Source organism: Plantactinospora sp. B24E8 (assembly GCF_039871735.1).
Lineage (GTDB): Bacteria > Actinomycetota > Actinomycetes > Mycobacteriales > Micromonosporaceae > Plantactinospora.
The window spans coordinates 108,199-127,470 of sequence record NZ_JBDPMH010000016.1 but is presented as its reverse complement, the minus strand read 5'-3'; the positions used below and the strand labels follow the sequence as shown (position 1 = coordinate 127,470).

Genomic DNA, 19,272 nt, shown 5'->3' with positions numbered 1-19,272 from the left:
CTACACCACGACGCGGACGCCCCCGGGCCTTCGACCGGGACCGGGCGCTCGACGTCGCCATGCGGACTTTCTGGGAGTACGGCTTCGAGGCGACGTCGATTGCCGAACTGACCGGCGCCATGGGCATCGGTACGCCCAGCCTCTACGCCGCCTTCGGCGACAAGAAGGCACTGTTCCGTGAGGCCGTCGAGGCGTACGGGCGCAGCCACGGCGCGTTCGCGATGCGGTCCCTGGCCGAGGAGCCCACCGCGCGACGGGGAGTGGCCCGGATGTTGCGGGAGGCCGCCGCCGAGTACACCGATCCCGAGCACCCGCGCGGCTGTCTCGTGATCAGCGCCGCCACCAACTGCGGTCCGGGAAACGCCGATGTCGAGGAGCTGCTCCGTCGGCAGCGGAACACGAACGTACGCGAGCTGGAACAGCGGATCCGGGCCGATGTCGACGCCGGGAACCTACCCTCCGACACCGACCCCGGAACTCTGGCGATGTTCACCGCCACCACCCTGCAGGGCATGTCCCAGCAGGCCCGGGACGGTGCGACCCGGGCTCAGCTCGAGGCCGTCGCGGAGGCCGCCATGCGGGCCTGGCCGCAGTCCTGAACCAACCGAGAGGCGCCCGGCCAGCGGCCGGTGGGCGCTGGCCGCGTAGAGGAGTTGGCGCACCGCCGAATCGGTCTCCCGGTCGGTCCGCCAGACCAGCCGGAGCTGCAGTTCCGGGATGTCGAGGGCGAGTTTGCGGAGACCACCGGCCGCCAACTGGTCGGCGACCGCGAACTCGGGCAGCAGCGCGATGCCGAGCCCCTGCTCCGCCCAGGCCCGCATCACCGGTACGCCGCCGGCACGGACCCGTTCGACCTCACCGCCGAGCAACCGCTCGCCGGCCAGCCAGAACGAACAGGCCGGCAGGTTGACCAGCAGTTTCTGACCACGTAGCGCCGTCCGGGTGAGTGGGGTGGTGGCGTTGGCGAGCGGATGGTCGGGCGCGGCGACCAGCGCCAGCGGCACCGGCTCCAGGTCGACGAAGTCCAGCGGCGCGGGTGGCAGGTCGAAGCCGAGGTCGCCCAGCCGGTCACCGCTGTCCAGCAGCAGCGCGGCGTCCAGATCACCGACCCCGACCGCGTGGAGGAGTTGGTCACGGGCCCCGTCGGCGCGTACCTCGATGCTGAGGTCGGGTCGGCGCTCGGCCAGTCGGGCCAGCACCCCGGGCACGTGGGTGGCGGCGATCGTCTCCAGGGCACCGAGCCGCAGCACCGACGGCGCGGCGGTGACCTCCCGGCGGGCCTGCTCGGCCTGATCGAGGAGGCGCCGGGCCCAGCCCAGCAGGCGTTCACCCGCCGGGGTCAACCGCATGCCCCGGGGCCCGCGGTCGAACACCGGCACCCCGAGCGACCTCTCCAGGGCGCGGATCTGCTCCGACACCGAGGACGGCGCCAGGCCGAGGTCAAGGGCGGCGTCGGTGACGGTACGCCGGAGCGCGACCACCTCGAAGGTGCGCAGCTGACGCAGTTCCACGGGCTCTCCTCCTGTCCGCTGATGGTCAACACCGCCGCCACGTACGGAAATTCCGAACGCGGCGTCCGGCCTCACCGGTGGAACGGGGACCGGCGCCGATCGAGGCTGGCAGCGCCGAAACCGATGGTCCGGGAGAAGTTGATGACCTCTGTTCCCCTTGCCCGCCCCGCCGGGGCCGATACGCCGGCCGAACCCGGGGCGAGAAGATCCGCTCTGCTCGGCATCTCGCTGGGCTATTTCATGGTGTTGCTCGACATGACGGTGCTGTCGGTGGCCGAACCGGACCTGGCGAGATCACTGGATACTTCGGTGGCCGGCCTCCAGTGGGTGGTCACCGCGTACACCGTGGTCTTCGGCGGTCTGCTGCTCTGTGCCGGCGCGGTCGCCGACCGGTACGGCGCTCACCGGTCGTTCCGGGCCGGCATCGCCCTCTTCGGCCTCGGCTCCCTGCTCTGCGCGCTCGCGCCGAACGTCGGGGTCCTCGTGGTGCTGCGCGGGCTGCTCGGAGCCGCCGCCGCCGCGACCGTGCCCGCCTCGATGGCCATGATCGCCAGGCTCTACCCGCAACCGGCCGCCCGGGCGAAGGCGGTTGCCGGTTGGGCCGCGACCAGCGGCGCCGCTCTCGCGGCCGGCCCGATCGTCGGCGGCGCGCTGGTCGACCTCGCCGGCTGGCGGGCGATCTTCCTGGTCAACGTGCCACTGGCCGGCGTCGTACTGGGATTGACCGCCGGGGCCGCGGTCCGCTGCCCCCGTGGTGAGCGCACCATCGACTGGCCCGCGCAGCTCGCCGCGTGCGCGGTGCTCGGACTGTTGACCGACGCGCTCATCGCGTTCGGCTCCGGCGCGGTGCGGCACGGGCTCGCGGCGGCGCTCGCCACCGTCGCCGCCGGCGCGCTCTTCGTGGTACGGGAACGACGCAGCGTCGCTCCGGTACTCGCCCCCGCCGTGATCCGGACCGCAGGTATCCGGTCCGCGCTACTGGCCGGGGCGGCGGTCAACTTCATGATGTCCGCGGTGCTGTTCGTGCTGCCTCTGGTCTTCCAGCAGACGCTGCGGCTGAGTCCGGTCGCGGTCGGCCTGGCGTTCCTGCCGATGACCGTGCCGTTCGCGGTGAACCCGTTGTTGACCGGCCGGATCGTGGCCCGGACCGGCCCGGAGAAGCCGGTGCTCGCCGGGTTGGCGCTGCTGACCGTGGCCGGGTTGGCCCTCGGCGCGGCCGTGGCGGCCTTCGGCGGGGCCCTCGCGGCCGGGACGTCGTACCCCCTGCTGGTCGTCGGGCTGCTGGGCACCGGATTCGGCGTCTCGCTGGCCCTGCCCGCTCTCGCCACCGCCGTGGTCACCACGGCACCGCCCGGTACGGCGGGCGTCGCCGGAGGGCTGCTCAACGCGGTACGTCAGGTCGGCGCGACCGTCGGGGTGGCCGTGGCCGGCGCATTCGTCACCGTCGGGCAGCCCGGAGACAGCGGCGGCGCCGCCGTCTCGCTGATCCTGTGCGCCGTGTGCTGTGCCGCGACGGCGTTCGCCGTCCGGGCCCGGCCACACCGGCCGAATGGCTGAGCGCGCTCGGCGGCCGCTGCCGGTGGACGGTGTCCCGACCCGGAACATGCCTGCGGTGGCGCCCCGGTGGACCAGTCGAGGAGCGACAGCCGACTCCGGGCTCAGGCGATCGCGAGCCGGACCCCGGCGGTCAGCACGAGCTGGCCGAGCGCCACCGGCACCAGGACCAGCCAGCAGAGCCGCTGCAACTGGTCCTCGCGCAGCCGGGGATAACTGACCCGGAACCAGATGATCACGAAGGAGACCAGGAACACCTTGATCAGGGTCCAGAGCCAGCCGAGGTACTCGTCACCGAACGGACCCTGCCAGCCGCCGAGGAAGAGCACGGTGGTCAGCGCGGCGATGACCACGATGCCGACGTACTCGGCGAGCAGGAAGAAGGCGAACCGCAGGCCGGTGTACTCGGTCAGGTAGCCGAAGACCAGTTCCGAGTCGGCGATCGGCATGTCGAACGGCGGGCGCCGGATCTCGGCCAGCCCGGCGACGAAAAAGACCAACATCGCCGGCGCCTGCCAGATCAGCCACCACGGCTGCCACGCCTCGACGATGCCGGGCAGGCTCAACGTACCGGCGGCCATTGCCACGCTCGCCGCCGCCAGCACCAGCGGCAGTTCGTAGCCGAGCAGCTGGGCCGCGCCCCGCAGCCCGCCGAGCAGGCTGTACTTGTTCGCCGACGCCCAGGCCGACATCAGCACCGCGACCACGCCGACGCCGACCACCGCGAGCACGAAGAACAACCCGATGTCCAACGGCTGCCCGACCAGGTCGTTCGGGCCGAGCGGGATGACCAGCAGGGCGAGCAGGTAGGGCACCAGGGCCACCACCGGGGCCAGCCGGAACACCGCCCGGTCAGCCTCGCGCGGGGTGACGTCCTCCTTCTGCACGAACTTGACCCCGTCGGCGATGAGCTGGGCCCAGCCGTGGAAGCCACCCGCGTACATCGGGCCGAGCCGGCCCTGCATGTGCGCCATCACCTTGTGCTCGGCCTGCCCGACGACCAACGGCAGGACCAGGAACGCGGCGACCACCCCGACCACCCGCACCAGCAGCTCCAGCCAGAGCGGCATCAGGACTCCTCCCCGCCCTCGGCCCCGCCGGACGACGACCCGGACCCGGCCGGTCCGGAGACCGGCGGGCGGGCCGGCGTGCCGGGGGTGCCGGTCGTGGGCCGGCGCCGGGCCGGACGCTGCGGCGGGCTCTCCACCCCGGGTACGGCCGCCGCCGGTCCCCACTCCCCCGGCGCCGGTACGCCCGGCGGCCGCATCGCCTGCCGGCGGCCGGTCCCGGCCTCGGACTCGCCGGGCTCCTTCGCCCCCGGCCACGCCTTCGCGACCCGGGAGGCGAGCACGAACTCCTTGCGCAGCGGATGTCCCTCGAACTCCGGCGGCAGCAGCAGCGGGGCCAGGTCGGGATGTCCGTCGAAGCCGATGCCGAACATCTCGTACGTCTCCCGCTCGTGCCAACCCGCACCGGGGAAGAGGTCCACCACCGACGCCACCGTCGGCTCCTCCCGGGACACCCGGGTACGCAGCAGCAGACCGTGCCGGTGCCGGGTCGACCACAGGTGCACCACCACGTCGAAGCCGGCGGCCAACTCGTCCACCGCGGAGAGCCAGTCGAAGAAGTCGCAGGCGAGTTCGGCGTCGTCCCGGGCCGCCCGCAGCGCCGCCCGCCAACTGCCCGGCGGCACGTCCACGGTCGCCCGGGCGTACGCCTGACCACCCGACCGCCCGACAGTGACCTCCACGTCGGCGAGCAGGCTGGCGAACCGGTTCCCGACCTCTTCCGGCGTCATGCCCGCGATCCTATGGCCATCCGGCGTCCACGTCGCCGGCCAACACCTCAGACCTGGGGTTCGGCTGGACGTAACCGGTGCGACGAGGTCGGCCGGTTCGGGCGTACCGGACGGCTCGGCAGGGAACAATCAACCAGGTGCGTGCGATAACCGTGATCCCGGGCCAACCGGACTCGCTGCGGCTGGACGAGGAGCATCCCGAGCCGGACACCGCCGAGGGCGCGGTGCTGGTGGAGGCGATCGCGGTCGGCGTCTGCGGCACCGACCACGAGATCATCGACGGCGGGCACGGCGAACCGCCACCGGGCACCCGGAACCTGGTGCTCGGGCACGAGTCACTCGGCCGGGTGGTCGAGGACCCGACCGGTTCGCTGGCCCCCGGTGACCTGGTCGCCGGCATCGTCCGGCACCCGGACCCGGTGCCCTGCTCGAACTGCGCCGCCGACGAGTGGGACATGTGCCGCAACGGCCGCTACACCGAGCACGGCATCAAGGGGCTGCCGGGCTTCGCCCGGGACCGTTGGCGGGTGCCGCCGAAGTTCGCGGTACGTCTCGACCCGAAGCTCGGCGGACTCGGCGTGCTGCTGGAGCCGACCAGCATCCTCGCCAAGGCCTGGGACCACATCGAGCGGATCGGCGCCCGGTCGACCTGGGAACCGCACACCGTACTGGTCACCGGGGCGGGACCGATCGGGCTGCTCGCCGCCCTGCTGGCCAGCCAGCGCGGCTTCGAGGTGCACGTACTGAACCGGACCGCCAGTGGTGCGAAGCCGGCGCTGGTCGAGGCGCTCGGCGGGCGCTTCCACACCGGCAGTGTCACCGACATCGGTCCCGAGTTCGACGTCGTGCTGGAGTGCACCGGCGCGCCCCCGGTGATCCTGGACGCGATGTGCAAGGCGGCACCGAACGGCATCGTCTGCCTGACCGGTGTCTCCACCGGTGGTCGGACGATCGACTTCGACGCGGGCGCGCTCAACCGGGCGCTGGTGCTGGAGAACAACGTCGTCTTCGGCACGGTGAACGCCAACCGCCGGCACTGGGAACTCGCCGCCGAGGCACTGGCCGCCGCCGACCCGGACTGGCTCGGCACGATGATCAGCCGCCGGGTGCCGGTGGCGGCGTACGCCGACGCGTACCGTCGGGAGCCGGACGACATCAAGGTGGTCGTCGACTTCCAGCGGTGACCCGGTCCCCTCTTCGAGTACGGCCCGACCTTTTCTCGACTGTTAGATTTGCATGTATGCGTCCGGAGCATCATCTGACCCTCAAGCCCCGGGCCGCGGACTTCGTGGTCGATCTCTCCAACGTGGTCCGGGACCGGAAGCTGTGCGACGACCGGCCGGCGAACCTCCAGCGTTTCCTGGGGCTGATCGAGGCGCTGGCCGCGTACACCCGGGACGAGACGGTCCAGGTGTACGCGGTCGCGGACCGCTCGCTGCTGAAACAACATGCCCTGACCGCGCAGGAGCGGGCGACCCTGCACCGCTGGTACCAGCAGGGTCTGATCGAGGTACGGCCCCGGGCGGACGACCGGATCCTCGAACTCGCCGACACCACCGGGCTCTACGTGGTCAGCAACGACCGGTACGTGGGCGACTACCGGAAATACCCCTGGATCGCGGGAAACCCCGACCAGTTCTTCCGGCAGGTGCCGGGTCCGGGCGGAATCGGGGTCGGCATCACGCCCAACCCCATGCCCACGCCTGCCGAGCACGAGATCTCCCGCAAGGAGGAGCAGGATCGGCTGGTGGCGGCCCACATGTACGACCGCCGCACCGGCACCGGCGCCCGCCAAGAGCTGTTGACCCGGCTCTGGCTGTGTCCGGTACCGGACTGCCCGATGTTCGGGCCCGACCCGGTCGGCGGACAGCCGGCACCGGTCTTCGACGGTGCCGTCGTCCGCTGCCCCACCCACCGCGAGCGGATGACCGACCTCGGCCCGACCCCGTCCCGGGTGCAGGTGAAGGTCCGGATCGAGGGCGTCGTGCGCTACCGGTTCATGCTGGTGGCCGGCACGGCGGTGGTGGTCGGTCGGGCACCCGCCGAGTCGGGTGTCGCCCTGACCAGCCCGATCCTGCGGGAGCAGGACCTGGACCGGATCAGCCGGGAACACGTCGAGCTGACCTGGGACGGGTCGAGGATCAGCGTCCGCGATCTCAGCCGGAACGGGACGTGGCTGCGCCGTGACGGCGCCGCAGTGCTGGGAGGTCCGGACGCCGGTGGCGACGATCCCGCGCCGGGTCCGCGGAGTCGGATTCCGCGCGGCCGGACCTGGCAACTGCGCAGCGGTCAGGTGGTCGTGCTCTGCGACGATGTCGAGCTGGTCCCTTCCGGCCGGCGGTACGTCTTCGACGCCGATCCGGGAATCCCGGCCCCGGTCGATGCCGTACGCGCGCAGGCCGACCAGAAGACCGGCTTTTACCGGTCGCACCGCCGGTGACCGCCAGCGGCGAGCGGCTGAAGGGGCGCTACTTCCTGTCGCACCAGCTCGGGCAGGGCGGTCAGGGTGAGGTGTACGCCGCCTTCGACCAGAAACTGAAGCGCCGGGTCGCGATCAAACTGCTGCCGTCCACCTTCGACTCGGAGCGGTTCGCCCGCCTGGAGCGGGAGGCCGAGGTACTGGCCAGCATCAGGCACCCGAACGTCGTGGCGATCTTCGACTACGACTGGCACGACGGCCGGGCCTTCGTCGTGATGGAGCACCTGACCGGCCCGGATCTCAACCATCTCCTGCGCGAACACCGGCGGCTGCCGGTCGGACAGGTAATCCGGTACGGCATACCGGTCGCCGACGCGCTGGCTCGCCTGCACGGCGCCGAGACCCCGATCGTCCACCGCGATCTCAAACCGTCGAACCTCGTCCTGGACGAGGACGGGATGATCAAGATCTGCGACTTCGGGCTGGCCGCCCTCCCCGACTCGTCCGTACCCCGGCTCACCGCGGCGGGTGTCGTGATGGGCACACTCCCGTACATGTCGCCGGAGCAGTACCGGGGCGACGAACCCGGTCTCCCCACCGACATACACGCTTTCGGGGCGGTGCTGTACGCGCTGTTGACCGGCGCCCCGCCGTTCGGCGTACAGGGCCTGCCCCAGGAATTCGCCAGACGGGTCCTGTACACCCGGCCGGAACCGGTGACGGCGCGCTGCCCGGAGGCGCCGCCGGAGCTGGCCAGGCTGATTCTCGCCATGCTGGCCAAGGATCCGCCGGCCCGGCCCTCCGCCGGTCAGGTCCGGGACGTCCTCGCCGGGCTCCTCCCGGCACCGGCCGGGATCGTCCCGCCGCCGCTCGCGCCGGCCGCCGCCCAGGTCGACCTGTCCGGACCCCCGGACCCGCCCGACTCGGCAGCCCTCGCGCGGGAACGGGCGATCGTGACCGGCGAACGCCGCCCGACGGTCGAGGTCCCGCACCCCGCACCGGCAGCGGGTCAGCAGGCCGATCCCGGTCAGCCACCGGAGCTGCGTCACGGTGAACTGCTGCTCCGGCAGGGCCGGTACGCCGAGGCCGACCGGCACTTCGCCGAGCTGGCCCACCGGCTGCGCGTCCAGGGCCACGACGGCGATCCACAGCGGTTCGCGGCCGAGTTCGGCCGGGTACGCAGCAAGTTCGGCCTGGGTGTGCAGGCGGTCGCGGCGTTTCGCCTGGTCCGGCTGGCCGCGAGGGCCGAGGCCGCGTTGGGTGCCGACCATCCCCTGGTCCGCGAGATCCGCGCTTTCCGCGACGGCCAGGCGTGACCGGCTCCGACGTCAGGAGCCGGCCGGTGCCCACACCTTCGCCGTCGCGGTGAATCCGGTGTTGAAGTCCTTGGCGATTCCGTCCACGGTCAGCACCGCGACGCGTTCCTCGTCGGTCGCCACGCAGACGACCTCGCCAGCTGTCACCCGTAGCGCCCCCACACCCTGGGTGAGGAGCAGTTCCGTACACTCCGCATGGCTGGGAGCGTTGTCTCCGGGCCAGGTCGCAAGGCCCGTTCCGACACCGGAAATCTGGGAATCGCGATCGCCCACCAGGCCGAGATCGACGTCCGCGTCAAGAAGGTCGTACAGATCGCCCCGCTCTGGCGGGACCGGGTCCAGGTCAACGCCGTACCGGGCGATCCGGACCTTGCCGGTCCACTGCACGGCCGGACCCGGCTCGGCGGTCGGCGACGGGGTGGCGGACGGGCTGGGTGACCGGGACGGCGGGCCGGACGTGCCGGGCGCGTCGCCACCCGGCGTGGCGACCGCCCCGTCCTGGAGCCCGTCTCGCTGACCGGTACCCGAGTCCGGATCGAGGATCGACGCGATCGCCACTCCACCGGCGACCCCGAGCAGCAGCACCAGTACGGTGGCGAACGCGACCAGCGGACCACGGCGGCGCCGCGAGACCGCCGCCGCGCCCGTACCGGTGGCGCCGGTCGACGGTACGCCCGGAAACACCCGTACCGCCTCCGGCGGCTCGGCTGCCAGGGCCGCCACGGCGGCGCTCCGGGCTGCGGCGTCGGCGGCGACCGGCCGCGGCAGCCAACCGGTGGTGAACCGGGGCACTCCGCCGCACGCCTCCACGACATCGGTGGTGCTCGGCCGCTCACCCGGTTCCCGGCGCAGGCACGCCTCGACCAGTCCGCGCAGCTCGGCCGGGCAGTCCGTCAGGTCCGCCTCCGCCTCCGCGACCCGGCGCAGCACGCTCAGGAAGTTGCCGTCGCCGAACGCGGTGCGATTGGTGGCCGCGAAGTAGGCGACCGCGCCCAGACTGAAGACGTCCGCCGCCGGGGTCAGCGGAAGGCCGTTGGCCTGTTCCGGAGCCATGAACGAGGGCGTGCCGATCGGGGTGTGGCTGAGCGTGAGGTGGGTGGCGTCGACCGCGCGGGCGATGCCGAAGTCGATGACCCGGGGACCGTCGGCGGCGAGTACCACGTTGCCCGGGGTGAGATCCCGGTGCACCACGCCCGCCGAGTGGATGGCGTGCAACGACATGGCAACGGCGGCGATCAGCGGACGTACGCTGCCGACCGGCAACGGGCCGTGGTCCTGCACCGCATCTCGCAACGTTGGGCCGGCAACGTACGCGCTGGCCAGCCAGGGGACCTCCGCCTCGGGGGCGGCGGCGTCGACGAGCTGGGCGGTGTAGACGCCGTTCACCCGTTGCGCGGCACGGACCTCCTCGGCGAACCGCCGCCGGAAGTCGCGGTCGTCGGCGTACTCCCGCCGGACGACCTTCAGCGCCAGCGGGCGACCGCCGGGGGTGAAGGAGAGGTAGACCTGGCCCATGCCGCCGAACCCGAGCCGGGCCCGCAGCCGGTAGCCGCCGATCTGTTGCGGGTCGTCGCTGCTCAGACTCGTGAACACGGCCTCACTCCCCTCGTGGGACACCATCGGCACCGGCGTCGTCCGTGACCGACACGGACCGGCCCGCTCGTCGGCGGAGGTCATCGAGGCCCTGGCGAAGGGCGACGCGTACGGCTGCGGAAACCGCACCGCACTCGAAGATTTTGACGGTCATCATAGTGAGGGTATGCGGCGGACGCACCCCTGCTGGACCGTCGGGAGACGCTACAGGCGGGGCAGCTGGCCGTCGCCGGTCGCAGGGTGGCCAGGTACCGCTCGAACGCCTCGATCATGGCGGCCCGCACCGCCGGCGATCGCCCGCAGCTCGGTGAGGTCGGCGGTCGCGAACCGGGTGACCGTCAGCCGCCGATCGAGGGCGGCGGCACCGGTGGGGCGGTCAGCGACTCGACGCTGCGCCCGAGGCCGGCCGGGGCCCGGGTCGCTGCCGGGGCCCGCGTCGACACCGGGGCGTCGGCGGGGGAGGCGAGTTCGTCGGGGCGGGCGACGCCGCCGAACCCGGACCGCTCGCCGGCGATCTTCTCCTGCAGCATCAGGATGCCGTGCAGCAGTGCCTCCGGCCGGGGCGGACAGCCGGGTACGTACACGTCGACCGGGATGATCTGGTCGACTCCCTTGGTCACCGAGTACGAGTCCCAGTACGGCCCCCCGCAGTTGGAGCAGGCGCCGAACGAGATGACGTACTTCGGTTCGGGCATCTGGTCGTAGAGCCGCTTGATCGCCGGGGCCATCTTGTCGGTGACGGTGCCGGAGACCACCATCAGGTCGGCCTGGCGCGGGCCGTGCGCGAACGGGATCACGCCGAGCCGGATGAAGTCGTGCCGTCCCATGCTGGTGGCGATGAACTCGATGGCGCAGCAGGCCAGCCCGAAGTTGAAGACCCAGAGCGAGTAGCGCCGGCCCCAGTTGAGCACGAACCGGATCGGTTCGCCGAGCACCGCCGGTAGCTGCACGATCGCCCCCTCTCCTGGTCTCCTCCCGACAGTGAACCACAGCGCCGGGGGCGTGGGCGCCGGCAGCTACCCGGCCGATCCGTCGCCGGCCGGCGCGGCGGCCAGTTTCAGCATCTGGTCGATCTGCGCGGTCCGGGACAGCTCGATCCGCCGGGCCAACTCGCGGACCTCCGGGTACGTCCCCGACCGCAGTTCCATCCGGGCCATCTCGACGGCGCCGTGCTGGTGGCCGATCAGCAGGTTGAGGAAGTCGGTCTCGAACTCCGTCCCGCTCTTGCGCCCCAGGTCGGCGATCTGCGCCGGCCCGGTCACCGGCAGTCCGCCGTGGTCGGCGTGCGCGTGCGCGTCGGGATCCGCCTCGGTCGGCCGTCCCCAGTCCCGCAGCCAGCCCCGCATCGTCTCCTGTTCGGCCCGTTGGGTCACCTCGATGGCGGCCGCCAGGACGGTCACCTCGGACCGTGCCGCCCGGCCGGGCACGAGTCGTACCAGGTCCAGGCCCTGGCCGTGGTGGGTGACCATCATCTGCAGGAACATCACGTCGGCGGCGTTGAACGCGGCCGACGCACCGGGCGTGACCGCTCCGGACGTGGCCGGCGCTCCGGCCGCGACCGCCGTCGGGACCGGGCTGGGTGGCGCGGCGGCCGGCTGGCCGGTCGGGCCGGTCGGGCCGGCCCCGCAGCCGCCGAGCAGCAGCAGGGCGACGACGAGTGGGGTACGACGCCAGTACGCCATCCTTCTCCTCCGATCCGTTCCCGGCGTCCGTCGCCGGTTGCCGGGCGCCTGCCGGTCTGCGGGCTGCCGCCCCGACCACACCGCTCGACGGCGGTACAGGCCCGCGTCACGTTCGACGCGGGCCCGTGACGGGTGCCGTTCGGCGTGACGTCACCCGCCGGCTCCGGTCGGCTCAGCTCCGGTCCGCTCAGATCCGTTCCCACAGGGCCGGGACGTAGGGGGGTTCCCAGCCCTGGATGGCGGTGTGCGCCTGGCGGCAGCGGTAGCTGAGACCGTTGAAGGTCACCGTGCTGCCGACCTGGTACGTGGTGCCGGCCTGCCAGGTGCCGCTGGACGGCGGCGGGGTGGGCGCGCTGGTCGGCGGAGGCGTGGGCGGGTTGGTCGTACGGGTCGGGGTGGGGGTCGGGTTCGGGTTGCCGCCACCGCCGACCTGGAGGTCGACGCAGCTGTAGAAGGCGTTGGCGGTGTCGGCGATGTTCCAGATGGCCAGCACCTTCTGCCGGCCGGTCCGCCCGCCGAGGTTGACGGTGTGCGAGACGGTGGCGCCGGGCTGCCGTCCGCCGTCGTCGAAGACGGCGATCCGGGAGCCGCCGATGTAGTACTCCCAGGTGCTGGTGGCGTGCCGGGCGGTGAGCACCCAGTTGAAGGTGACCGTGTTGCCGACCGAGGTGGCCGGCCAGCCGCGGCCGTCGTCGTTGAGGACCGCGAAGTGCGCGATGTTGGCGTGGCAGTTGCGCAGGCCCTTCGGCCCCTCCACGCTCTGCGGCTCCCACTGGATCTGGCCGCAGTCCGGCACCGCCCGCTGCGCGCAGAGGGCCTGCCGGCTGGGCGGGGACGAGATGTAGCCGTGCGCCTGGGCGGCCGGCGCGGCCACGAGCACGCTGGCGAGGACGGCGGCGACCGTCGCCAACGTCAGAACCACGGATCTCCGCATCGCGGGCTCCTTAGGTCATCGGGAAGGTCTCCTCAACATAAAAGAAAGATTCTTAACAGTAAATACATGGCGGCAACATTTGTCGATGGATCGATACAAGGCTGTCGCCTCTGGCCGGCACCGGCCCGGCGGGTCAGTACGTCGGCCGCTGCAACAGGCCGAGGAACTCACCCAGCAAGCGCTCCCGCAGCGCCAGCGGTACGGCATCGAGCAGCGTGTTCACCAGTGCCATCCGGGCCGGCAGCGGCCCGGCCGAGGAGTCGGCGGCGGGGTCGGCGCCGAGACCCAGTCCGGCGGCAAGGTTGGCCACCAGTTCCGGGGTGAGCAGCTCCGGGGTCAGCGCCCCGGCCAGGGCCAGCACCTCGGCGGGCAGCCGTACCGGCCCGGCCAGCCGGGCCGCCTCGACCGCGTCCCGCAGATCCGGACCGAACTCCGCCACCCGGGGAGCCACCGCCGCGGCCACCGACAGGTGGATGCTGGCCGGCAGGCCGGCGTACGACAACTGGGGCTGGCAGTGCCAACCACGCACGGCCAACTCGTCGGCGAGGACAAAAAGGTCCGGCCCGGACCCGGTGCTGGTGAAGCAGACCACCGTCGACTCCGGTTCGGCGAGCAGCCGCAGACCGTCCACCTCGGACACCGCGGCGGCGAGTCCGCGTACCCCGGCCAGGACCTGCTCGGCCAGCCGGAGGTATCCGTCGTCGCCGACGTGCCGCAGGGTGGCGTACGCGGCGGCGATCGGGCCACCGGAGCGGGTGGAGGAGATCACCGGGTTCACCATGGTGTAGCCCGGCCAGCCGGCGAACGCGAAGTACTGCGGCCGGCGCAGGTCCGCGTCCCGGTGCAGCAGCACCGAGACACCCTTCGGGGTGTACGCGTACTTGTGCAGGTCGACCGAGATCGAGGTGACCCCGGGGACGGTGAGGTCGAACGGCGGCACCGGTACGCCGAGCCGACGCAGGTACGGCAGGGTCCAGCCGCCGAAACAGGCGTCCACGTGGCACCGTACCCCGGCCGACGCCGCCACCTCGGCGATCTGTGCCACCGGGTCCACCACCCCGTGCGCGTACGACGGAGCGGAGCAGGCGACCAGCACCGTCTCCGGCCCGATCGCGGCCCGGACGTCGTCGACCGACGGCCGCAACGTCTCCGCCGACACCGGCACCTGGTCGAGGGCGACCCCCAGGTAGTGCGCCGCCTTGGCGAACGCGGCGTGCCCGGTGGCCGGCACCACCAGCCGGGGCCGCGTCACCTCGGGCCGGGCGTCCCGGGCCGCCTTCACCGCCAGGATCAGCGACTCGGTGCCGCCGCCGGTGACACTGCCGACCACGTCCGGCGCGGCGGTGCCGGGACCACCGCCGAGCAGTCGGGCCGCCGCCCCGACCAGGGCGTTCTCCATCGTCAGCAGGGACGGGAACGCGGTCGGGTCGAGCCCGTTGACGTGCGCCGACCGGGCGTACGCGGTCGTCGCCAACTCGTCCAGACCGGGTATCGCCGGGTCGTAGACGTAGGCGAAGAGCCGGCCACCGTGCGTCGGCAGATCCGCCGCCCGCAGGTCACCCAACTCGGCCAGGATCTGATCCGCGGGTACGCCCTTCGCCGGCAGCGCCTCGACCATGGCGGCCACCGTAGGCGCCGATCCGGGGCACGGTCAACGTCGCGGCCGGCGCCCCGTCGTCCGTCGTGCCGCCCCGCTGGTCACCGCCCGGCCCCGTCCCGCCCGTCGGCCGGCGCACCGACGGCGGCCAGCCGCTGCGGGGTGAGGTCGTAGCCGCGTACCGTCAGCAGCGCCAGCCCGATCAGCAACGCCGGCAGCACCGTGAACCCGAGCAGCACCCCGAGCCGGGCGCTGTCCGGCTGCGCCGCCGCCGTACCGGTCGACGAGGAGACGTAGCCGGACACCTGCAGGACCAGGCCGTAGATGCCGGGCCCGAGCGCCAACCCGAACGTCTCGCCCGCCGTCCAGAGCCCGGTGAAGACCCCGGCCTGCCGCCGCCCGGTCCGCGCGGTGTCGTACGCGATGCAGTCCGGCAGCATCGCCAGCGCGAACACCTGCTGACCGGCGTAGCCGCCGCCGATCACCGCCACCACCAGGTAGACCAGCCAGGCCGGCAGCACCGGCGCGGCGACCAGCAGCAGCGTGCCCAGCGCCAGCAGCAGCGACGCGAGGCCGAACGCCCGGATCTTGCCCAGCCGGGCGCCGGCCCGACTCCACAGTGGCATCACCAGCAGGGCCGGGCCGACAAAACAGGCGAAGAGCAGCGTCGGGCCGGTCCCCGGATCCCGCAGGATCTGCTCGGCGAAGTAGTTCACCCCGGCCAACACCGTCGCGACGCCGGCCGACTGGACGACAAAACAGCTCAGCAGCAGCCGGAACGGCCGGTTCCCGGCCGCGACCGCGAGCTGCGCCCGCAGGGTCGGTTCACTCGCCGCCACGGCGTCCGCCGGCGCCGAGCGGGTGCCGAGGAACGCCCCGACCGCACCGGCCACGATCAGCACCGCAACGAAGAGTCCCAGCCAACGGTGCCCGGCGACACCGTCACCACCGGCGTCGACCACCAGCGGCGCGGCCGCGCCGGAGACCAGGATCGCCACCGCCAGTACGGCGACCCGCCAGGTCATCAGCCGGGTCCGCTCCTGGTAGTCCGAGGTCAGCTCGGCCGGCATCGCCACGTACGGGACCTGGAAGAAGGCGTACGCGGTCGCGGTGAGCAGGAACGCCACCGCGACGTACCCGGCGGCGGCCGGACCGGGGGTGGCGCCGCCGGCCGGGTCGGCGGAGAACGGGGCGGCGAAGATGGCCGCGAAGAGCACCGCCAGGGCGAGCCCGCCGAACAGCAGGTACGGCCGCCGGGCACCCCACCGGGAACGGGTCCGGTCGGAGATCCGGCCGGCGACCGGGTTCACCAGCACGTCCCACGCCTTCGGCAGCAGCACGAGCAGGGCCGCCACCCCGGCGGCCACCCCCAGGGTGTCGGTCAGGTACGGCAGCAGCACCAGGCCGGGCACCGTACCGAAGGCGCCGGTGGCCAACGAGCCGAGCGCGTAGCCGGCGTGCACCCGCCGGGGCAGACCGGCCAGCGAGGACGGACCGGACCGGGAGACCGGGCGGATGGTCGATCGGCTACCGGTGCGCGGGGCATCCATGCGCCGGAATGTTATCCGCCGCGATCTTGGATCCGGTCTCCCGCGAACGTGCCGACCTGCCGGCCGATCGGCGTACCCGACCCGGGACCACCGTCGCACCGGAATTGAGCCAAAATTGAGGATCGGGCTCCTTACACCCCGGTGCGCCCGGCGTGTCGGATGCGCGATGATCGCAGGGCCGCGACCCGCGGCACGAGGGTACCCACCCGGACGAGGAGCGAGCCGGATGCGCATCCTGTTGGTCGAGGACGACGCCCTGGTCGCCGGTGCGATGGCCTCCGCGCTGTCCCGACGCGGGTACGACGTGGAACGTGCCGGCACCGCCGCCGCCGCGCTCGCCGCCGCCCCGTGTGACCTGGTGCTGCTCGACCTCACCCTGCCCGACGGCGACGGGGTGGAGGTCTGCCGGGCCCTGCGGCAGCGCAGCGCCCAGCTCGGCATCATCGCGGTCACCGCCCGGGGCGAGGAACGGGACCGGGTCCTGGGCCTGCGGATGGGCGCCGACGACTACGTGGTGAAGCCGTTCTCCATGGCCGAACTGGAGGCCCGGATCGTCGCCGTACTCCGCCGGTCCAGTTCCGGCACCCCCCGCGCCGAGATCATCGAGGTCGGCCCGGTCTGGGTCGACGTGGCCGCCCGGCTGGTCACCGTACGCGGCCAGTCCGTCGCGTTGACCCGCAAGGAGTTCGACATCCTGGTGTCGCTGGCCCGGCAGCCGGGTGCGGTGGTGCCGCACGAGCGCATCCTGCTGGACGTCTGGCCGACCACCGGTGCCGCCCGGCACACCGTGGAGGTGCACGTCGGCTCGCTGCGCGCCAAGCTCGGCGACCCCGACCTGGTCCGGACGGTACGCGGCGTCGGGTACCGGCTCTGCGCCGAGTAGACCGGAACCGACATGCGCCGCCGTCTGGTCTTCAGCTACTCCCTGCTGATGATCCTGGTCCTGCTCGCTCTGGAGACCCCGCTCGCGGTCACCCTGGCGAACCGGGAGACCGAGCGGATCCGCGCGGACCGGCTGGCCGACGCGAACCGGTTCGCCTCCCTCTCCGGTCCCGCGCTGCGCAGCGGCGCGGTCGGCGCCGTCGACGACGAGTTCCAGCACTACCACGAGCTGTACGGAATCACCGCCGCCCTGATCGACCGGGAACGCCGGCCGGTGGTGGCGACCGAGGACTTCGTCAGCTCGGAGCCGATCGGGACCGCGGTCTTCGGTGCCCTGGCCGGCCGGCAGATGACCATCCCGGAGGTGATCTGGCCCTGGCAGGCGGCGCCGCTGGTGGTGGCCGTACCGGTCAGCGACGGCGGGGAGGTGATCGGCACCGTCGTCACGGTCTCCACCACCGACCGGGTACGCCGCAGCGTCACCGTCTGGTGGACCGCGCTCGCCGCGATCGGGCTGTTGGCGGTCTCCGCCGGGGTGATGACCGCATTCCGGCTGGCCGGCTGGGTACTGCGGCCGGTGACCGTACTCGACGTGGTGACCCATGACATCGCGGCCGGCGACGGTACCGCCCGGGTGCCGACCCAGCAGGGTCCACCCGAGCTGCGCCGACTCGCCACCAGCTTCAACGAGATGGCGGACGCGGTCGCCGACGCCCTGGAACGGCAGCGGGCGTTCGTCGCGCACGCCAGCCACCAACTGCGCAACCCGTTGACCGCGCTGCGGCTGCGGGTCGAGGAACTCGGTCCGAGCCTGACCGACGAGTACGGCCGTGCCGAGCACCGGCTCGCCCTGGAGGAGACCGACCGGCTGGCCCAGGTCCTCGACGGGCTGCTCACCCTGGCCCGGACCGAACGGGCTGAGCACACCATGGTGGTGGTCGACGCGGCCGCGGTCGCCGCCTCCCGGGTCGCCGCCTGGCAGCCACTCGCCACCCACCGGGGCGTCACGCTGCACCTGCGGCCGACCGACGGGCCACATCCGGCCCGGGCGGTACGCACCGCGATCGACCAGGTCCTCGACGCGCTGATCGACAACGCGGTCAAGTTCAACCACCCCGGCGGCCGTGTCGAGGTCTCCGTCTCCCGCCGCGACGACGGGATCGTCGTCCAGGTCACCGACGACGGCCCCGGCATGACCGCACCCCAGCTCGAATCGTCCACCGAGCGCTTCTGGCGGGCGCCGGACACCCAGAACATCGACGGCGCCGGCCTGGGCCTGACCATCGTGGCGGTCCTCGTCGACGCCTCCGGCGGCCGGCTCAGCATGCGCCCCGCCGAACCGACCGGCCTCACCGCCGAAGCCTGGTTCCGGGTGTGAGGCCGGGCCCGCTCAGGGCTTGTGGGACTGGTAGTAGCGGGCCGCTCCCGGGTGCAGGACGAGCGGGGTGGTGGTGATCGCCGACTGGGGGTTCAGCCGGGCGGCCGCCGGATGGGCGGCGCTGAGCTCGTCCCGCCGCTGCATCAGCAGCCGGGTGATGTCGTAGACGAGTTGCTCGGGCAGGTCCGAGGCGACCACCAGGTAGTTCGGCACCGCCACCGTGGTCACCGGTTCCGTTCCGTACGCCGAGGTGGGAATGTCGCGTCCGACGTACACCTCCCGATAGGACTTCCGCAGTGGCTCGACCCACGCGCCGAGGTCGACGAACCGGGCCGGGGTCTCGGCGGCGAAGTCGGCGACGGCCTTGACCGGCAGCCCGCCGGAGAAGAAGAACGCGTCGATCTGGCCGGCCCGCATCGCGGCCACCGCGTCGTCGATGCCGAGCGCCAGCGTCTCCGCCAGTCCACTCCGTACGTTGGCGACGTTGAGCAGCCGGTTCGCGGTGACCGCCGTACCGGAGCCCGGTGCGCCGACCGCCACCCGGCGGCCCCGCAGGTCCTCCAAACGGTGGATCGGTCCCTGTGCCCGGGTGACCAGGTGCAGCAGGTCGTCGTAGACCCGGGCGACGGCACTCAGCCCGGATCCGGCGGGCGGCTGCGTCGGCAGGATGTCGGCCTGGGTGAAGCCGAGTTCGGCCCGCCCGCCGGAGACGAGTTTGACGTTCTCCTCGGACGCGGCGGTGACCAGCACGGTGGCGGCCATGTCGGGCAGTTCCCGGTTGAGGATGGTGGCCAGGGACTGACCGACCGCGTAGTAGACAGCGGTCGCGCTGCCGGTGGCGATCCGGAGCCGACGGGTCTCCGACTTCGGCGACGTGCAGGCGCCGACCGGCATCGACGTGGTGACCAGCAGCAGCACCGTGGCAAGAGTGGTGACCCGTCGCACGGTCGGCCTGCCGCCCGCACGCCGGCCCGCACCTGTCCCGGCCACCCCACCACCACCCCGGCGACGCTCCCGCTCAGCGCAAATTTTGCTCAAGCCTTCAACCGATGTCTACC

The 19,272-nt window shown here is 72.7% G+C and carries 16 protein-coding genes and 1 pseudogene; 7 read left to right on the top strand and 10 right to left on the bottom strand.

Annotated features, from left to right (window positions below):
• Positions 1 to 59 precede the first annotated feature (59 nt).
• Positions 60 to 173 (top strand): annotated as a pseudogene (locus ABGB21_RS22590) (TetR/AcrR family transcriptional regulator); the annotation flags it as partial.
• Between the two features lie 279 nt (positions 174 to 452).
• On the opposite strand, the gene ABGB21_RS22585 reads toward ABGB21_RS22590, so the two are convergent.
• On the bottom strand, positions 453 to 1,511 hold the full coding sequence (locus ABGB21_RS22585) for a LysR family transcriptional regulator (protein WP_347654184.1): 1,059 nt from the start codon (positions 1,509 to 1,511) through the stop codon (positions 453 to 455).
• A 141-nt stretch (positions 1,512 to 1,652) separates the two neighbouring features.
• On the opposite strand from ABGB21_RS22585, the gene ABGB21_RS22580 reads away from it, so the two are divergent.
• On the top strand, positions 1,653 to 3,068 hold the full coding sequence (locus ABGB21_RS22580) for an MFS transporter (RefSeq protein ID WP_347654185.1): 1,416 nt from the start codon (positions 1,653 to 1,655) through the stop codon (positions 3,066 to 3,068).
• A 101-nt stretch (positions 3,069 to 3,169) separates the two neighbouring features.
• On the opposite strand, the gene ABGB21_RS22575 is transcribed toward ABGB21_RS22580, so the two are convergent.
• Both ABGB21_RS22575 and ABGB21_RS22570 read right to left on the bottom strand, forming a co-directional pair.
• Positions 3,170 to 4,135: a complex I subunit 1 family protein gene (locus ABGB21_RS22575; RefSeq protein WP_347679389.1), complete on the bottom strand. Its 966-nt coding sequence runs from the start codon at positions 4,133 to 4,135 to the stop codon at positions 3,170 to 3,172.
• Positions 4,135 to 4,863, bottom strand: coding sequence for an NADH-quinone oxidoreductase subunit C (locus tag ABGB21_RS22570; RefSeq protein WP_347654187.1), 729 nt, complete (start codon positions 4,861 to 4,863; stop codon positions 4,135 to 4,137). Before ABGB21_RS22570 ends, ABGB21_RS22575 begins: the two co-directional genes overlap by 1 nt.
• Positions 4,864 to 5,000: 137 nt before the next feature.
• Here ABGB21_RS22570 and ABGB21_RS22565 point away from each other — a divergent pair, with 137 nt between their 5' ends.
• Genes ABGB21_RS22565 through ABGB21_RS22555 form a run of 3 tightly spaced genes read left to right on the top strand, consistent with a single transcriptional unit; the run spans position 5,001 to position 8,598 of the window.
• On the top strand, positions 5,001 to 6,047 hold the full coding sequence (locus ABGB21_RS22565; RefSeq protein WP_347654188.1) for a glucose 1-dehydrogenase: 1,047 nt from the start codon (positions 5,001 to 5,003) through the stop codon (positions 6,045 to 6,047).
• A 56-nt stretch (positions 6,048 to 6,103) separates the two neighbouring features.
• Entirely contained in the window at positions 6,104 to 7,303 is a 1,200-nt protein-coding gene (locus tag ABGB21_RS22560; protein WP_347654189.1) for an FHA domain-containing protein, read from the top strand.
• Entirely contained in the window at positions 7,300 to 8,598 is a 1,299-nt protein-coding gene (locus ABGB21_RS22555) for a serine/threonine-protein kinase (RefSeq protein ID WP_347654190.1), read from the top strand. The genes ABGB21_RS22560 and ABGB21_RS22555 overlap by 4 nt, the downstream gene beginning before the upstream one ends.
• A 12-nt stretch (positions 8,599 to 8,610) precedes the next feature.
• Here the strand turns inward: ABGB21_RS22555 and ABGB21_RS22550 are convergent, their stop codons facing one another.
• From ABGB21_RS22550 to ABGB21_RS22525, 6 genes are all read right to left on the bottom strand, one after another.
• On the bottom strand, positions 8,611 to 10,191 hold the full coding sequence (locus ABGB21_RS22550) for a serine/threonine-protein kinase (protein ID WP_347654191.1): 1,581 nt from the start codon (positions 10,189 to 10,191) through the stop codon (positions 8,611 to 8,613).
• A 338-nt stretch (positions 10,192 to 10,529) separates the two neighbouring features.
• The gene (locus ABGB21_RS22545; RefSeq protein ID WP_347654192.1) at positions 10,530 to 11,141 is read right to left on the bottom strand and encodes an NADH-quinone oxidoreductase subunit B family protein; all 612 of its coding nucleotides are present in this window, start codon (positions 11,139 to 11,141) and stop codon (positions 10,530 to 10,532) included.
• 66 nt (positions 11,142 to 11,207) lie between these two features.
• Complete coding sequence (locus tag ABGB21_RS22540; RefSeq protein WP_347654193.1) at positions 11,208 to 11,873, bottom strand: DUF305 domain-containing protein; 666 nt, start codon at positions 11,871 to 11,873, stop codon at positions 11,208 to 11,210.
• A gap of 187 nt (positions 11,874 to 12,060) precedes the next feature.
• Positions 12,061 to 12,807, bottom strand: a complete 747-nt coding sequence (locus tag ABGB21_RS22535) for a lytic polysaccharide monooxygenase (RefSeq protein WP_347654194.1) — start codon at positions 12,805 to 12,807, stop codon at positions 12,061 to 12,063.
• A 133-nt stretch (positions 12,808 to 12,940) separates the two neighbouring features.
• Positions 12,941 to 14,425 carry an aspartate aminotransferase family protein gene (locus ABGB21_RS22530; RefSeq protein ID WP_347679387.1) on the bottom strand — a complete coding sequence of 495 codons (1,485 nt, stop codon included), beginning with the start codon at positions 14,423 to 14,425 and terminating at the stop codon, positions 12,941 to 12,943.
• Positions 14,426 to 14,505: 80 nt separating this feature from the next.
• The gene (locus tag ABGB21_RS22525) at positions 14,506 to 15,954 is read right to left on the bottom strand and encodes an MFS transporter (protein WP_347654196.1); all 1,449 of its coding nucleotides are present in this window, start codon (positions 15,952 to 15,954) and stop codon (positions 14,506 to 14,508) included.
• Between the two features lie 226 nt (positions 15,955 to 16,180).
• On the opposite strand from ABGB21_RS22525, the gene ABGB21_RS22520 reads away from it, so the two are divergent.
• The gene (locus ABGB21_RS22520) at positions 16,181 to 16,837 is read left to right on the top strand and encodes a response regulator transcription factor (protein ID WP_347679385.1); all 657 of its coding nucleotides are present in this window, start codon (positions 16,181 to 16,183) and stop codon (positions 16,835 to 16,837) included.
• A gap of 12 nt (positions 16,838 to 16,849) precedes the next feature.
• Positions 16,850 to 18,214 carry a HAMP domain-containing sensor histidine kinase gene (locus tag ABGB21_RS22515; protein WP_347679383.1) on the top strand — a complete coding sequence of 455 codons (1,365 nt, stop codon included), beginning with the start codon at positions 16,850 to 16,852 and terminating at the stop codon, positions 18,212 to 18,214.
• Between the two features lie 12 nt (positions 18,215 to 18,226).
• On the opposite strand, the gene ABGB21_RS22510 is transcribed toward ABGB21_RS22515, so the two are convergent.
• A complete protein-coding gene (locus ABGB21_RS22510) occupies positions 18,227 to 19,159 on the bottom strand; it encodes a TAXI family TRAP transporter solute-binding subunit (RefSeq protein WP_347654199.1) in 933 nt (310 codons plus the stop codon).
• Positions 19,160 to 19,272: the final 113 nt, after the last annotated feature.

Coding starts and splice junctions, on each gene's coding strand:
- ABGB21_RS22580 (WP_347654185.1), top strand. CDS start 1,653: ATGACCTCTGTTCCCCTTGCCCGCCCCGCCGGGGCCGATACGCCGGCC.
- ABGB21_RS22575 (WP_347679389.1), bottom strand. CDS start 4,135: ATGCCGCTCTGGCTGGAGCTGCTGGTGCGGGTGGTCGGGGTGGTCGCC.
- ABGB21_RS22570 (WP_347654187.1), bottom strand. CDS start 4,863: ATGACGCCGGAAGAGGTCGGGAACCGGTTCGCCAGCCTGCTCGCCGAC.
- ABGB21_RS22560 (WP_347654189.1), top strand. CDS start 6,104: ATGCGTCCGGAGCATCATCTGACCCTCAAGCCCCGGGCCGCGGACTTC.
- ABGB21_RS22540 (WP_347654193.1), bottom strand. CDS start 11,873: ATGGCGTACTGGCGTCGTACCCCACTCGTCGTCGCCCTGCTGCTGCTC.
- ABGB21_RS22535 (WP_347654194.1), bottom strand. CDS start 12,807: ATGCGGAGATCCGTGGTTCTGACGTTGGCGACGGTCGCCGCCGTCCTC.
- ABGB21_RS22530 (WP_347679387.1), bottom strand. CDS start 14,425: ATGGTCGAGGCGCTGCCGGCGAAGGGCGTACCCGCGGATCAGATCCTG.
- ABGB21_RS22525 (WP_347654196.1), bottom strand. CDS start 15,954: ATGGATGCCCCGCGCACCGGTAGCCGATCGACCATCCGCCCGGTCTCC.
- ABGB21_RS22520 (WP_347679385.1), top strand. CDS start 16,181: ATGCGCATCCTGTTGGTCGAGGACGACGCCCTGGTCGCCGGTGCGATG.
- ABGB21_RS22515 (WP_347679383.1), top strand. CDS start 16,850: ATGCGCCGCCGTCTGGTCTTCAGCTACTCCCTGCTGATGATCCTGGTC.